Source organism: Enterobacter sp. SENG-6 (assembly GCF_001605945.1).
In the GTDB taxonomy this organism is placed as follows: domain Bacteria; phylum Pseudomonadota; class Gammaproteobacteria; order Enterobacterales; family Enterobacteriaceae; genus Enterobacter; species Enterobacter cloacae.
Window position 1 is genome coordinate 169,351 of sequence record NZ_LOMM01000055.1, and the last position, 13,044, is coordinate 182,394.

The window sequence follows — 13,044 nt, forward strand, 5'->3', positions numbered from 1 at the left end:
CTATGGATACCTGGATTTACCTCTCACAGGGGTTCGCTGTGGCGATGACCCCGGAAAACCTGGTGATCGCCCTGATCGGCTGCTTCGTCGGGACGATCGTCGGTCTGTTGCCTGGGCTTGGGCCCATCAACGGGGTCGCTATTTTGCTCCCGCTGGCGTTTGCCCTGCATCTGCCTGCGGAATCAGCGCTGATCCTGCTGGCGACGGTCTACATCGGCTGTGAATATGGCGGCCGAATCTCGTCAATACTGCTCAACGTGCCCGGAGATGCGGCGGCCATTATGACCGCGCTGGATGGTTACCCGATGGCGCGGCAGGGGCGCGGCGGCGTGGCGCTGTCTATTTCCGCCGTCAGTTCGTTCTTTGGCTCGCTGATTGCCATTGGCGGCATCATTCTGTTTGCGCCTGCGCTGGCCCAGTGGTCGCTGGCGTTTGGTCCGGCAGAGTATTTTGCCCTGATGGTCTTCGCCATTGCCTGTCTCGGCAGCATGATGGCGCAAAACCCACTGAAATCGTTTTTGTCTGCGCTGATTGGCTTAGGGTTAGCCACCGTCGGCGTGGATGCCAACACCGGGGTCTATCGCTTTACCTTCGACAGCGTTCACCTGTCCGACGGCGTGCAGTTTATCGTGGTCGTGATTGGTCTGTTCTCTGTCTCTGAGATCTTACTGATGCTGGAACATACCAGCAGCGGGCAGACGCTGGTGCGTAAAACCGGCCGGATGCTCTTTAACGCCAAAGAGGGCGCGCAGTGTATCGGTGCCACGCTGCGTTCGTCGGTGATCGGTTTCTTCGTCGGTATTCTGCCGGGCGCCGGGGCGACCATCGCCAGCGCCATCACCTACATGACGGAGAAAAAAATCAGCGGTAACAGCGACAGCTTTGGTAAAGGCGATATTCGCGGCGTTGCCGCACCCGAAGCGGCCAACAATGCCTCGGCCTGTGGCTCGTTTATTCCCATGCTGACGCTCGGCGTGCCCGGCTCCGGTACCACGGCGGTGATGATGGGGGCGCTGACGCTCTATAACATCACGCCAGGACCGGCGATGTTCACCGAACAGCCGGACATCGTCTGGGGGCTGATTGCGGCACTGCTGATTGCCAACGTGATGTTGCTGGTCATGAACATCCCGCTGATTGGCCTGTTCACCCGTATGCTGACCATTCCGCTGTGGTTCCTGGTACCCGCAATCGCGGCCGTCTCGGCGGTGGGGGTGTATGCGGTACACAGCACCACCTTCGACCTGATTCTGATGGTGGTGCTGGGGGTGTTCGGCTACATCTTGCGTAAAATGCACTTCCCGATGTCGCCGCTGATTCTGGGCTTTGTGCTGGGTGAGATGCTGGAACAGAACCTGCGCCGCGCCCTGTCCATCAGCAATGGCGATGTCGCCATTCTGTGGGACAGCAATGTGGCGAAGATCCTGCTGGCGCTGGCTATTGTGGTGTTGGTCGTGCCACCGGTGCTGCGCCTGCTGCGTCGTCAGCGTAAGCCGCAGCCCGATGTCGGCTAATTAACCTGACAGCTGGGCATTCACCCACTGTTTTAACGCCTGGCGGGAGATCTTAATCCCGCCATTTTTTAACTCCGCAGGCAGTACCAGCCAGTGCACGGGCTGCTCAAATCGCGCCAGTTTGCCCTGTACCCATTCCGGCAAGCGGGTAATATCCGTTCCCGGTTCACACTCCACCACCGCTACCGGACGCTGACCAAATTCGGCATCATTCAGCGGAACAATGAAGACCTGGCTGATGTGCGGATGGGTCGCGATAATCCGCTCAAGACTCTCCGGCTGAATGCCCTCGCCTCCGCTGAAAAAGAGGTTATCCATCCGACCGAGGATCGTCAGGCGACCGTCATGCAGTTCGCCGCGATCGCGGGTGGCAAACCAGCCCTCTGAATTCGTGAGCGGCAGCAACGCGCAGTCGCGCCAGTAGCCTGAGGCCATGCTTTGCGCCTTGATCCACACTTCACCGTTAACGACCTGCACCTCCCTGCCCGGCAATGCGCTGCCCACGTCCGGCTCACCGTCAGCCTCTTTCGCGCAGACGGTAGAGGCAAACTCCGTCAGGCCATAGCCACAAAACGTAGAAATACCCTGCGCGCGCGCCTGTTGCGTCAACTCAACGGGGATGGCGGCCCCGCCCAGCAGTACCGCTTTCAGCGCGATCCGCTGGTGGGTATTGAGCAGACGCCAGAGCTGGGTTGGCACCAGCGAGGCATGCGTACACCCCTGCAAGGCCTGCTCCAGCGGCTGCTTCTCGCGTACGGTTAAGCGCGCGCCAGCCTGCAGCCAGCGCCATAAGATCCCCTGCCCGGAGACATGAAACAGCGGCAGCGAAAGCAGCCAGTCGTCATCCTCGCCGTAGGGCATCAGCGCGAGGACGCCCTCAGCGCTGGCAAGATGCGCCCCGCAGGTATGAACGGCCGCTTTCGGCAGCCCGGTGGAGCCGGAGGTGAGCGTCATCGAGGCCAGCCGCTCAGGCTGCCATGCCACGCGGTATTCGCCGGACGGAGCATGCATGCTAAGCGCGGCGAGCCCGTCATAGTGACCGTCCAGCACCAGCGCAAAACGCAGCGTCATCTGAGGAAGTAATACCTCCAGCAGGGGATGCGGGAGCTGGGGATTAACCGGAAGAATTCGCGCGCCGCACTGGAGCAGCGCCAGCCATGCCAGCAGGGTCTGCGGGTGATTATGGGCGAGCAGCAGCACGCCGTCACCCGCCTCCACGCCCTGCTGATGAAACCCTGCAGCCAGATTGTCGATACGGGTGCAGAGCTGTTGCCAGCTCAGCACCTCGTCGTTGAGACGCAGAGCCGGTTTATCAGCACGCTGCTCGCGCCAGTGCCGCCACGGCCAGTCGCTAAAACTCATTGCAACGGCTCCAGCGCCTCAACGCCCGCGCACGGCAGCGCGCTCCCCGGCCACGGGCGAATGAGCTGGGTTTGCATCAGGTTTAACGTATCCAGCCCCGGGATGGTGTCGGGCGTTAACCAGGCGGCAATGCGCGCCAGCTGCGTCAGCCCAAGGCTGGATTCGATGGAGGAGCTGATCACCGCCGTCAGCCCTGCCTCATGCGCTGCCGCCACCTGTTCGCGCACCTTCGCCAGACTGCCCGTTAGCGTCGGTTTTATGACCACGGCGCTGACGCCAGGCTCGGCGCTAAAGGCAAAGTCCGCCTCGCGCAGGCTTTCATCCCAGGCGATGGCAATGCCGGTTTCTCGGGCAAAAGCGCGTGAATCCTCACGGGTTTTGCACGGCTCTTCCAGAAAAGCGATGCGGCTGCGGTACGCCGGGTTGACGTACTTCGCGAACTGCTGCGCCTTAAGCGGCGTCCAGGCGCGATTGGCATCCAGACGCAGGCGCAGATCGGGGATCGCCTCCAGCAAGAGGTTAGCGACCATGCCGTCGCGTACCGCTTCGTAAAGACCGACTTTGATTTTCGCCACTTTCTCGCCGGGCATTGCGCTGAGCAAGGCAAACAGCTCGTCCGGATCGCCCGTGCAAAGCGGCGCGGCACGGTAATCGGCCTCATCAGGCAGGCTGCCGTCGAGCTCCGCGAGCGCGCAGCTGATGCCAAACGCGGCGGAAGGGAGATCGGGCAGCGGCGGATTCAGGCCTGTACGCCATTCCTCTACCCATGCCATCAGCGCAGCCTGCGCCTCCTCCAGCGACTCCAGGCTAAAGCCCGGCAGAGGCGAAATCTCGCCCCAGCCCTGCCCTTCACCCTGCTGCAGTTGCACGAAGAAGCCATCACGGGTTTTTAACCGCCGTTCACGCAGCACCACGCCCGCGTCCATCGGTATCTGCCAGCGGTATACCTGCGCGCGACGCATTACGGGTTCCGTTTGTATTTACTGAAGTCTGGCTGGCGTTTTTCGTTAAACGCGTTGCGCCCTTCCTGACCCTCTTCGGTCATGTAGAACAGCATGGTGGCGTTACCCGCCAGCTCCTGCAGCCCCGCCTGGCCGTCACAGTCAGCGTTCAGGGCCGCTTTCAGGCAGCGCAGCGCCATTGGGCTGTTCTGCAGCATTTCGCGACACCAGCGAACGGTCTCTTTTTCGAGATCGGCAATCGGCACCACGGTGTTAACCAGGCCCATATCCAGCGCTTCCTGGGCGTTATACTGACGGCACAGGAACCAGATTTCGCGGGCTTTTTTCTGACCGACAATGCGCGCCATGTAAGAAGCTCCCCAGCCGCCGTCAAAGGAGCCGACTTTCGGGCCCGTCTGACCGAAGATGGCGTTCTCTGCGGCAATAGTCAGATCGCACATCATGTGCAGCACGTGGCCACCGCCGATGGAGTAGCCTGCCACCATGGCCACCACGGGTTTTGGGCAGGTACGGATTTGACGCTGGAAATCAAGCACGTTCAGGTGATGGGTACCCGCATCGTCCTGGTATCCGCCGTAGTCACCGCGTACTTTCTGATCGCCACCGGAGCAGAACGCTTTTTCGCCTTCCCCGGTCAGGACGATAACGCCGATGTTGTCGTCATAGCGCGCATCCGCCAGGGCCTGAATCATCTCTTTTACGGTCAGGGGACGGAAGGCGTTACGCACCTGCGGACGATTAATGGTGATTTTGGCGATACCGTCAGCCGATTTGTGGTAACGAATGTCGGTGTAACCTTCGGAGCAGTCTTGCCATTCAACCGGTGCATAGAGCATGTTTTCATCAGGATAGATCATAGAGTGTCCTTTATTCGACGACGCAGTATCTGAGCCAGACTCGCGCTAACCGCCCCGGGATTTTCCCGGTGGGCGTTGTGTCCGGCGTTTGGAATGACATGGCGAACAGCGTTCAGTTCAGCGGCCAGGGCCGCGAACTTCTCGTCACGTTCGCCATAGAGATAATTAAAAGGGAAATTTCGCTCGCTGAGTGCGGCACGCAGGTCTGGTTGCACGGCGAGCGAGGTTGCCTCAAGCATCATCGCCAGGTTTGTGCCCGCGTTGCGACAGCGCAGGGCGATGAGCGCCCTGCGCTGGCTGTCCGTCAGGGAGGCAAAGACAGGCTGTTGATACCAGTCGGCAAAGACGTTTGAGAGGGGCTGCGTGCGAAAACGCTGCGCCCACAGATGGTCGGATGCTGCTCTTGCCTCTCGTGCTGCGACACCCTTCAGGCCCGGATGTCCGCCTTCCACGATGATGCCGCAAAGCCCCGCAGGATCCTGGCAGGCATGAAACATCGCAATGCGGCCGCCAAGGGAGTACCCCACCAGCCAGTAGTTAAGTATGTTGTAACTAACAAGGGTTCGGGTAAGCACGTCACTCATCTCGTCGAACCCCGTGACGGCAATACTGGCGGACCGGCCATGCCCCGGCAGGTCGAGATAAAGCCGGGGATAATCGCTGAGCGCCTCGCCGACCGTCTGCCACTCGCGGCAATCGCCAGAAAATCCATGCAAAAAGACCAGCCAGGGGTAACCTGGCTTACCGGCCTGTTGCGCGCCTGCAAGGATCACAGGTGGCTCACCTGCGCCAGCAGACTTTGCAGCTTCTGCGCACCGTCAGCCTCGTTGACGACCAGTTCAATCAGCGTTGCACCGGGCTGTCGCCAGGCGCTGCTCAGGGCTGCATCCAGCGCTTCCCAGTTTTCCGGTCGGTGGTATTTCAGGTTAAACATCGCTGCGGCATGTTCAAACTGCACGTTCTGCGGCATCAGATAGAAGCGCTCGCGTTCGCTCTGCGGTGTCGGCAGCAGGGAGAAGATCTGCCCGCCGTTATTGTTGACCACAATCAGCACAAACGGCGCCGACACCTGCCGCAGCAGCGCCAGCGCATTGAGATCGTACAGTGCCGAAAGATCGCCCACGATCGCCAGCGTGGATTTCGCGCTGGCTCGCTGCACACCCGCCGCCGTAGAGATCAACCCGTCAATGCCGCTGGCTCCCCGGTTACTGTAGACCGGATAGCCCGCAGGCAGTTTTGAGAACGCATCAATCAGACGCACCACCAGGCTGTTGCCGACAAACAGTTGCCCCTGCTCCGGCAGATACCGGTAAATACGGTGCGCCAGCTCCGCTTCACCAAATTCTTCGCATTGTGCGTCGGTCAACTCCCACGCCTGACGCGACAGCGCCGGGATCTCAACGGCCCACGGGGCGCGCTTTTCCGCCGGGTGGAGCGCCAGCCAGGCGTCAATGTCGCTCACCAGACGACGACCGCGATGGTGCGCCGGATCGAGCCGCCCTTCCAGCGGGTCCACCAGCCAGTACTCTTCCGGGCTACAGGTTGCCTGCCACTGCAGTAACCGTTTGCCGGTCAGGCTTGCGCCCAGCTGAACCACAATCTGCGCCTGCGCCAGCTCAGTCACCGCTTTCGCATTCCCGAGCCAGAGATCGGCACACGGCAGCGGCTGTCCGGTCTGGGACAGCACGTCGCCAATCAGCGGCCAGCCAAGGGTGTGTGCCCATTCGGCCACCTGCCTGCCTTCGGCAGCGCTCATGCGCCCGGCAATAACCACGCCGCGTTTTTGTCGCCAGAAGAACCAGTCACGTTGCTTTGCGCTCTCAAGGTGTGTCTGCTCGCGTAGCCACGGCTTTTCGCTCTCCCACCAGTCGCCAAGCTGCTGCTGCCAGGCAAGACCGGTGTCGTCCATTTCGCCGTACAACGGCTCGGCAAACGGACAGTTAATATGTAACGCCCCGCTGCGCAACGTCTCCATGGCGTGATCGACGGTCGAGACCAGCCAGCTTGCGGGAATGTCCTGCGTGGGTCGGGGTAACGAAACCGTCTGCGAAGGATGCGAGGCAAAGAGGCCCGGCTGACGAATAGCCTGGTTCGCTCCGCAGTCAATAAGCTCGGGCGGGCGATCGGCCGTCAGTAGAACCAGTTTCTCACCGGTCAGCCCGGCTTCAATAAGGGCCGGATAGAGGTTTGCCACGGCAGTACCGGAGGTGACGATCACCGCCACCGGTTCCTTGCTGACCTTTGCCAGCCCCAGAGCCAGGTGGCCCAGGCCGCGCTCGTCAAAATGGGTGTGGTGAATAAATGCCCGGTTCTCTGCTGCCGCCAGCGTCAGCGGTGTGGAGCGTGAGCCCGGCGCAATACACACATGCCTGACGCCATGGCGAGTCAGGGCTTCAAGGATCACCGTCGCCCAGCGTCGGTTAAAAGAACTTACTGACATGAGATTGTCCGGTATCAAGAATGCGACACAGTATAAATAATAGAAAAAAATAGAATTTTGATATGAATCGGGATTGCGCGAATCAGTACTAATCCTTCAGGAGCAGAGAGCGCAAGCCTGCGGCTTTATTTTCGATCTCCTGCCACTCCTGTTCCGGATCGGAACCGCTGACGATCCCCGCCCCGGCGTAAAGACGGACGGTGGCGTCATGGACGCGCGCCGAGCGCAGGGCCACGCAGAACTCGCTTTGTTCTGGCGACAGATATCCGGCGGATCCGGCATACCATTCCCGGTCGAAAGGTTCAACGCGGTGTATGAATTCGCGTGCTGGCTGGCGCGGTAACCCGGCAACCGCAGCCGTCGGCTGCAGCACATGCAGACATTGCTCATCATCCACATGCTTGAGCTCGGTCCAGATGCAGCGGCGAAGATGCTGCACTTTGCGCAACCGCATAACCTGTGCTGGCAGGACCTCCAGCGTCCGGGTATGGTGCTGCAGCCGCTGGCAGATATCCTCTACCACCAGCATGTTTTCACGCTGGTTTTTATCATCGTTCATCAGCCAGTCGCCCAGAAGGCGGGCCTGCTTGTCATCGGGATGGCTGGCGACGGTACCGGCCAGCGCTTCGGTACGCAGCAGGTTGCCGCGCCGCCGCCACAGCCGTTCAGGTGTGGAGCCAAGAAACGCGTTGCTGGCATCGAAAACCATGCAGAAATGATAGCAGTTCAGATTCAGGGCACGGCTGGCCGCCATCAGCGCCACGGCATTCACAGGCTGACTGAACTGCAGATCGGTTGCCCGGGCGAGCACCACCTTTTCGACTTCGCCGCGCGCGATGGTCTCTGTCGCCTGGCGGATAAGGCGCAGCCATTCCGGTTTTTGCGGCTGATGGGTCTCCTGCACTACCTGGGCGGAGAGCGGGCGGATTGGGCGGGCATCGCGAAGCTGCTGTAAGAACACCAGCGCCGCGTTGGCATCCTCCTGAAGGGAACGATCACTCCACAGCTGCAGACGCAACGTGGCGGTCCCGGCAGAACGTCGCCACAGCAGGCGGGGTAAAAAGAGACTGCCCTGCTCCGGGGTGAAGGCATTCAGGCCGCAGATCCGCGTGTCGTTCGCTACAGGCTGTTGCTGTAAAAACTGCGAAGCCTGAGCCAGAGAGGGAAAATGGATGACGGCGCCCAGCGCAGCCAGCTCTTCATCACCGTTACGCTGCTGCCAGTAAAACTGGGGAAACAGGCACTGAGCACCAAGCCAGGCGAGAGGGTCGAAAGCGTCGTTTAACGGGAAAGAGACGTCAACGTGACGTAAGCCGGGTGTAGCGGGTAACGCTTGCGCAAGCTGAGTACGCAGACGTTCCAGCGCGTTGGAAATCGAATGCACGCGAACCTCTCCCTGTAAAAACGCTTAGTATACGGGGTACCATCAGAAATATCAGTACCCACGTATAGGGAGGGGTTAAGCGTCCGATTCAGGGGTTAACGACGGGCCAGAAGCAGCCCCAGCACCAGACCCACCGCCGCACCGACACCAATGCCTTGCCACGGTTTTTCATGGACGTAATCATCGGCGCGATACACCGCTTTTTTTGCGCGGTAGTAGTAATTGTCGGAGGCATGGCTGACGCGGGTTTTGACATCATGTAGCGCCTGTTCGGCACGTGCCTTGAGTTCGATATATTTCTGATCGGCAGGGTCGCCGGACGAACGTAACACCTCTTCCAGCGTTTCGCTCAGTAACGTCAGGTCGTCATCGACACGGGTATCCCAGGATTGAAATGACATATTTTTCTCCATGTTAGTACACCAGTCCGCTAACTATAGCCAACGACCTGCCATTACGCCTGTTTCACTTCCCGCGCCATACCGATATGAGGAATGCCGTCTTCGTCGTACACGTCCGTGACCGGCATAAAGCCAAAGTGGCCGTAGAAAGACTGAAGGTGCGCCTGTGCGCCAAGGTATAACGCCTTGTCTGGCCACTGTTTTTGGCATGCCTCCAGCGTTTTTTCCATCAGCTGATAGCCCAGTTTTTCACCGCGCGCCTTGCCGCTAATAATGACGCGACCAATAACGACAGGCTCAAAATCGTCCCCGCTTTTCAGAATCCTCGCATACGCCACCAGCTCGTTATCCCTCCAGCCGAGAATATGACGGTTCTCGCCCACCAGATCATCGCCATCGATGTCCTGATACGGGCAGGTTTGTTCCACAACAAACACTTCGCAGCGCAGTTTGAGCAGGGCGTACAGTGTCTGAACGGTGAGTTCACTATGGTGTAAATCTTGCCACTGGATCATGTCGGTCTCCTTCCTGGGTTCATCACGTTATACTAAACCCTCCCCCATTCGGCAAAGGGCTGATTGCGTTATGGAACTGATTTTTCTGGGTACGTCCGCTGGCGTGCCAACACGCACACGAAACGTGACCGCGATCCTGCTGGATCTGCAGCACCCAACCCGTGGCGGACTGTGGCTGTTTGACTGTGGCGAAGGAACGCAGCATCAACTGTTACACACCGCTTATCATCCCGGTAAGCTGGATAAGATCTTTATCACGCATCTGCATGGCGATCACCTGTTTGGCCTGCCGGGCCTGCTGTGCAGCCGTTCGATGGCGGGTAATGCCAACCCGCTGACGATTTACGGGCCGGCGGGTACTGGTGAGTTTGTTGAAACCACGCTGCGCCTGAGCGGGTCGTGGACGGATTATCCACTGGAGGTGATTGAGATAACCGAGGGGCTGGTTTTGGATGACGGGGACTATACCGTCACCGCCCGGCCGCTCAACCATCCGGTTGAGTGCTATGGCTACCGCATCGAAGCGCATGATAAGCCCGGCGCGCTCGACGCCGCTGCGCTGGTTGCCGATGGTGTGAAGCCCGGACCGCTTTTCCAGCGACTGAAACAGGGCGATACCGTCACGCTTGAGGACGGCCGCACGATTAATGGCCAGGACTATCTCGCCCCACCGCAGCCAGGAAAAAAACTGGCGATTTTTGGCGATACCGCGCCCTGCCCTGCGGCCCTGCAACTGGCGCGAGAGGTGGATGTGATGGTGCACGAAGCCACGCTTGAAACGGCGATGGAAGAGAAAGCCAACAGCCGGGGTCACAGCTCAACACGTCAGGCGGCGGCGCTTGCCCGTGAAGCGAACGTCGGAAGATTGATTGTCACCCATGTCAGCTCGCGCTATGACGCCCGCGGCTGTGAAAAACTGCTGGCAGAGTGCCGCGACGTGTTCCCGGCGTGTGAGCTGGCCAACGATTTCACTAAGGTCAGCGTTTAGTCCTTCACTTTTCTCTCAGGATGCCGATAACGATTAAAAGGGCAGCATTTCACTTGAGGGTAGAATGGATAATTTCCAGAAAGATATTGATGACAGGGCAAATCTCACCCTGTCGAATCGTTTTGAGCTGTTGCTGTTCCGTCTGGGCACGTCTCTGAATGAAAATAAATCCGAGCTGTTTGGCATTAACGTTTTTAAGCTGCGTGAAATTGTGCCGATGCCGGAGTTCACCAAACCCGCAGGGATGAAGTCCCCGCTGATGGGGATGGTGAATATCCGCGATCAGGTGATCCCGGTGATCGACCTGGCCGCCGTGGCGGGCTGTAAGCCGACGACGGGGCTCAACATCCTGCTGATCACCGAATATGCCCGCAGCGTGCAGGCGTTTGCGGTGGAATCGGTTGAGAACATCATGCGCCTTGACTGGAAGCAGGTTCACGCGGCGGAAACCGCCGTCAGCGGACGTTACATCACCAGTATCGCCTGTCTGGACGAAAAGACCGATACCAACGAGCTGGCGATGGTGCTGGACGTTGAGCAGATCCTGTATGACATCACGCCGGCCAACCACGATCTGCACGCCACGAATCTGCAGACCACTAAGTTCCACATCAAGCCTGGCGCTGTGGCGATTGTAGCGGAAGATTCCAAAGTCGCGCGCTCCATGCTGGAGAAGGGATTACAGGCTATGGAGATCCCGGCGCAGCTGCATATCACCGGTAAAGACGCATGGGAGAAAATTGGCGTGCTGGCCGCGCAGGCGCAGGCTGAAGGGGTGCCGATCACCGATAAAATTGCCCTGGTGCTGACCGACCTCGAAATGCCAGAGATGGACGGTTTCACGCTGACGCGCAAAATCAAAACCGACCCGCTGCTGAAAGATATTCCGGTGGTGATCCACTCTTCGCTTTCGGGCAACGCCAACGAAGATCATATTCGTAAAGTGAAGGCCGACGGCTACGTGGCGAAGTTTGAGTTGAACGAGCTGTCGTCGGTGATTGAAGAGGTGCTGGACCGTTCGATGAAGAAGATTGACGGGCCGTTGATTAGCAGGAAACAGCTGGCTTAAGTCTGGTGCGGGCTGGTGCCCTTACCCCGTCCCTCTCCCACAGGGAGAGGGCGAAAACCATAAAAAAACCCGCCGAGGCGGGTTTTTTGCTTTTACATCAGCGGCATTGCTCGCTGCACGATATCAATCAGCGGCTGCGGATAGATACCGAAGATCAGCACCAGCAGCGCGGAGATCAGCACCACAATACCACCGGCGCTGTACTGCCAGTTGCCTGGTGCGTCGCGGTTGAGCTGCTGAGGCGCGCTCAGGTACAGGCTCACGGCCACACGCAGATAGTAGTACAGACCGATTGCCGAGCCGATAACCACGCCCGCAGTCAGCCACCACAGGTGCGCCTGCACACCGACAGCCAGCACGTAGAACTTACCGATGAAGCCCAGCGTCATTGGGATACCCGCCAGAGAGAGCATCATCACGGTCATCACCGCAGACAGGATCGGACGGTGCCAGAACAGGCCACGGTAGGAGAACAGTGAATCTGCATCCGGGCCACGGTACGGGCTGGACATCAGGCTCACCACGCCGAACGCGCCGAGGCTGCTGAACAGGTAACCGGCCAGGTAAACGCCTACGGTTTCCATCGACATCTCACCGCTCTGCAGCGCAATCAGTGCCACCAGCAGGTAGCCCAGATGAGAGATGGAGGAGTAACCCAGCAGACGTTTAATGTTGGTCTGGCTCAGCGCCATCAGGTTACCGAAGATGATGGAGACGAACGCGATAATCCCCAGCACCGTGCGAACTGCTTCGCTGTCACCTACCGGTGCGTACAGGAACAGGCGCATGACCACACCGAAGATAGCGATTTTGCTCGCCGTCGCCAGGAAGGTAGAAACCGGCGCCGGTGCGCCCTGGTAAACATCCGGGGTCCACAGGTGGAACGGAACCAGAGAGAGTTTAAAGCCGAGGCCAACAATCATCATGCCCAGACCCGCCAGCAGCAGCGGCTCGTGCAGCATGCCGTCGCCGAGGCTCTTGCCAAGCGCCATGAACGAAAGGTTACCGGTCTGCGCGTACAGCAGCGCAATACCAAATAACAGGAAGGACGAGGCTGCAGCAGACAAGATGGTGTACTTGATGCTCGCTTCCAGAGAGCGCTTCTGACGGAAGGCGTAACCAATCAGGCCGAACAGCGGCAGAGAGATCAGCTCAATGCCGAGGAACAGCGCAGCCAGATGGTTTGCATTCGCCAGCAGAATGCCGCCGAGTGCGGCAATCAGTACCAGCAGGTAAAACTCTTCTTTGTTGTCGTTGTAGCCTTCAAGCCACGGATAGGCAAAGGTACAGGTCGCCAGGCTCGCCAGCAGAACCAGCCCCGTGTACAGCATGGCATAGCCGTCAACGCGCATCAGCGGGGTGACGTCCATCGCCCCGCCCTGGCCAACAAACCAGAGAGAGACTAACGCGGCGTTCAGTCCGATGACCGACAGCGTGGCATTCAGGAAGTGATTGCGTCGCCACGCAATGGAGAGCATCACAACCACCACCGTCAATCCGACGATCAGCAGCGGTAGCAGCGCGATCAGTTGTTGTGGAGTTATTGTCATGG

12 protein-coding genes are annotated in these 13,044 nt (G+C 59.3%); 3 read left to right on the forward strand and 9 right to left on the reverse strand.

The window, feature by feature from the left end:
- Positions 1-2: 2 nt before the first annotated feature.
- Positions 3-1,514 carry a tripartite tricarboxylate transporter permease gene (locus AX755_RS20120; RefSeq protein ID WP_062857315.1) on the forward strand — a complete coding sequence of 504 codons (1,512 nt, stop codon included), beginning with the start codon at positions 3-5 and terminating at the stop codon, positions 1,512-1,514.
- On the opposite strand, the gene menE is transcribed toward AX755_RS20120, so the two are convergent.
- The 8 genes from menE to AX755_RS20160 form a co-directional block, all read right to left on the reverse strand.
- Complete coding sequence (gene menE / locus AX755_RS20125; protein ID WP_062857316.1) at positions 1,515-2,876, reverse strand: o-succinylbenzoate--CoA ligase; 1,362 nt, start codon at positions 2,874-2,876, stop codon at positions 1,515-1,517.
- Positions 2,873-3,838: an o-succinylbenzoate synthase gene (gene menC, locus AX755_RS20130; RefSeq protein ID WP_038983967.1), complete on the reverse strand. Its 966-nt coding sequence runs from the start codon at positions 3,836-3,838 to the stop codon at positions 2,873-2,875. Before menC ends, menE begins: the two co-directional genes overlap by 4 nt.
- On the reverse strand, positions 3,838-4,695 hold the full coding sequence (gene menB, locus AX755_RS20135; RefSeq protein WP_013098093.1) for a 1,4-dihydroxy-2-naphthoyl-CoA synthase: 858 nt from the start codon (positions 4,693-4,695) through the stop codon (positions 3,838-3,840). The genes menC and menB overlap by 1 nt, the downstream gene beginning before the upstream one ends.
- Positions 4,692-5,468 (reverse strand): 2-succinyl-6-hydroxy-2,4-cyclohexadiene-1-carboxylate synthase, encoded by a 777-nt coding sequence (gene menH, locus AX755_RS20140; RefSeq protein ID WP_062857317.1) that lies wholly within the window; start codon positions 5,466-5,468, stop codon positions 4,692-4,694. Before menH ends, menB begins: the two co-directional genes overlap by 4 nt.
- Positions 5,465-7,135, reverse strand: a complete 1,671-nt coding sequence (gene menD / locus AX755_RS20145; protein WP_029881731.1) for a 2-succinyl-5-enolpyruvyl-6-hydroxy-3-cyclohexene-1-carboxylic-acid synthase — start codon at positions 7,133-7,135, stop codon at positions 5,465-5,467. Before menD ends, menH begins: the two co-directional genes overlap by 4 nt.
- Before the next feature lie 88 nt (positions 7,136-7,223).
- Positions 7,224-8,519 carry an isochorismate synthase MenF gene (gene menF, locus AX755_RS20150; protein ID WP_062857318.1) on the reverse strand — a complete coding sequence of 432 codons (1,296 nt, stop codon included), beginning with the start codon at positions 8,517-8,519 and terminating at the stop codon, positions 7,224-7,226.
- 95 nt (positions 8,520-8,614) lie between these two features.
- The gene (gene elaB, locus AX755_RS20155; RefSeq protein WP_028028061.1) at positions 8,615-8,920 is read right to left on the reverse strand and encodes a stress response protein ElaB; all 306 of its coding nucleotides are present in this window, start codon (positions 8,918-8,920) and stop codon (positions 8,615-8,617) included.
- Between the two features lie 53 nt (positions 8,921-8,973).
- Complete coding sequence (locus tag AX755_RS20160; protein WP_058651761.1) at positions 8,974-9,435, reverse strand: GNAT family N-acetyltransferase; 462 nt, start codon at positions 9,433-9,435, stop codon at positions 8,974-8,976.
- Positions 9,436-9,505: 70 nt separating this feature from the next.
- On the opposite strand from AX755_RS20160, the gene rbn reads away from it, so the two are divergent.
- The gene (gene rbn / locus AX755_RS20165; protein WP_058662053.1) at positions 9,506-10,423 is read left to right on the forward strand and encodes a ribonuclease BN; all 918 of its coding nucleotides are present in this window, start codon (positions 9,506-9,508) and stop codon (positions 10,421-10,423) included.
- A gap of 64 nt (positions 10,424-10,487) precedes the next feature.
- Complete coding sequence (locus AX755_RS20170) at positions 10,488-11,492, forward strand: chemotaxis protein (protein ID WP_013098100.1); 1,005 nt, start codon at positions 10,488-10,490, stop codon at positions 11,490-11,492.
- Between the two features lie 92 nt (positions 11,493-11,584).
- Here AX755_RS20170 and nuoN read toward each other — a convergent pair whose 3' ends face one another.
- Positions 11,585-13,042 carry an NADH-quinone oxidoreductase subunit NuoN gene (gene nuoN, locus AX755_RS20175; protein ID WP_014832756.1) on the reverse strand — a complete coding sequence of 486 codons (1,458 nt, stop codon included), beginning with the start codon at positions 13,040-13,042 and terminating at the stop codon, positions 11,585-11,587.
- Positions 13,043-13,044: the final 2 nt, after the last annotated feature.

Coding starts and splice junctions, on each gene's coding strand:
- AX755_RS20120 (WP_062857315.1), top strand. CDS start 3: ATGGATACCTGGATTTACCTCTCACAGGGGTTCGCTGTGGCGATGACC.
- menE (WP_062857316.1), bottom strand. CDS start 2,876: ATGAGTTTTAGCGACTGGCCGTGGCGGCACTGGCGCGAGCAGCGTGCT.
- menC (WP_038983967.1), bottom strand. CDS start 3,838: ATGCGTCGCGCGCAGGTATACCGCTGGCAGATACCGATGGACGCGGGC.
- menB (WP_013098093.1), bottom strand. CDS start 4,695: ATGATCTATCCTGATGAAAACATGCTCTATGCACCGGTTGAATGGCAA.
- menD (WP_029881731.1), bottom strand. CDS start 7,135: ATGTCAGTAAGTTCTTTTAACCGACGCTGGGCGACGGTGATCCTTGAA.
- elaB (WP_028028061.1), bottom strand. CDS start 8,920: ATGTCATTTCAATCCTGGGATACCCGTGTCGATGACGACCTGACGTTA.
- AX755_RS20160 (WP_058651761.1), bottom strand. CDS start 9,435: ATGATCCAGTGGCAAGATTTACACCATAGTGAACTCACCGTTCAGACA.
- rbn (WP_058662053.1), top strand. CDS start 9,506: ATGGAACTGATTTTTCTGGGTACGTCCGCTGGCGTGCCAACACGCACA.
- AX755_RS20170 (WP_013098100.1), top strand. CDS start 10,488: ATGGATAATTTCCAGAAAGATATTGATGACAGGGCAAATCTCACCCTG.
- nuoN (WP_014832756.1), bottom strand. CDS start 13,042: ATGACAATAACTCCACAACAACTGATCGCGCTGCTACCGCTGCTGATC.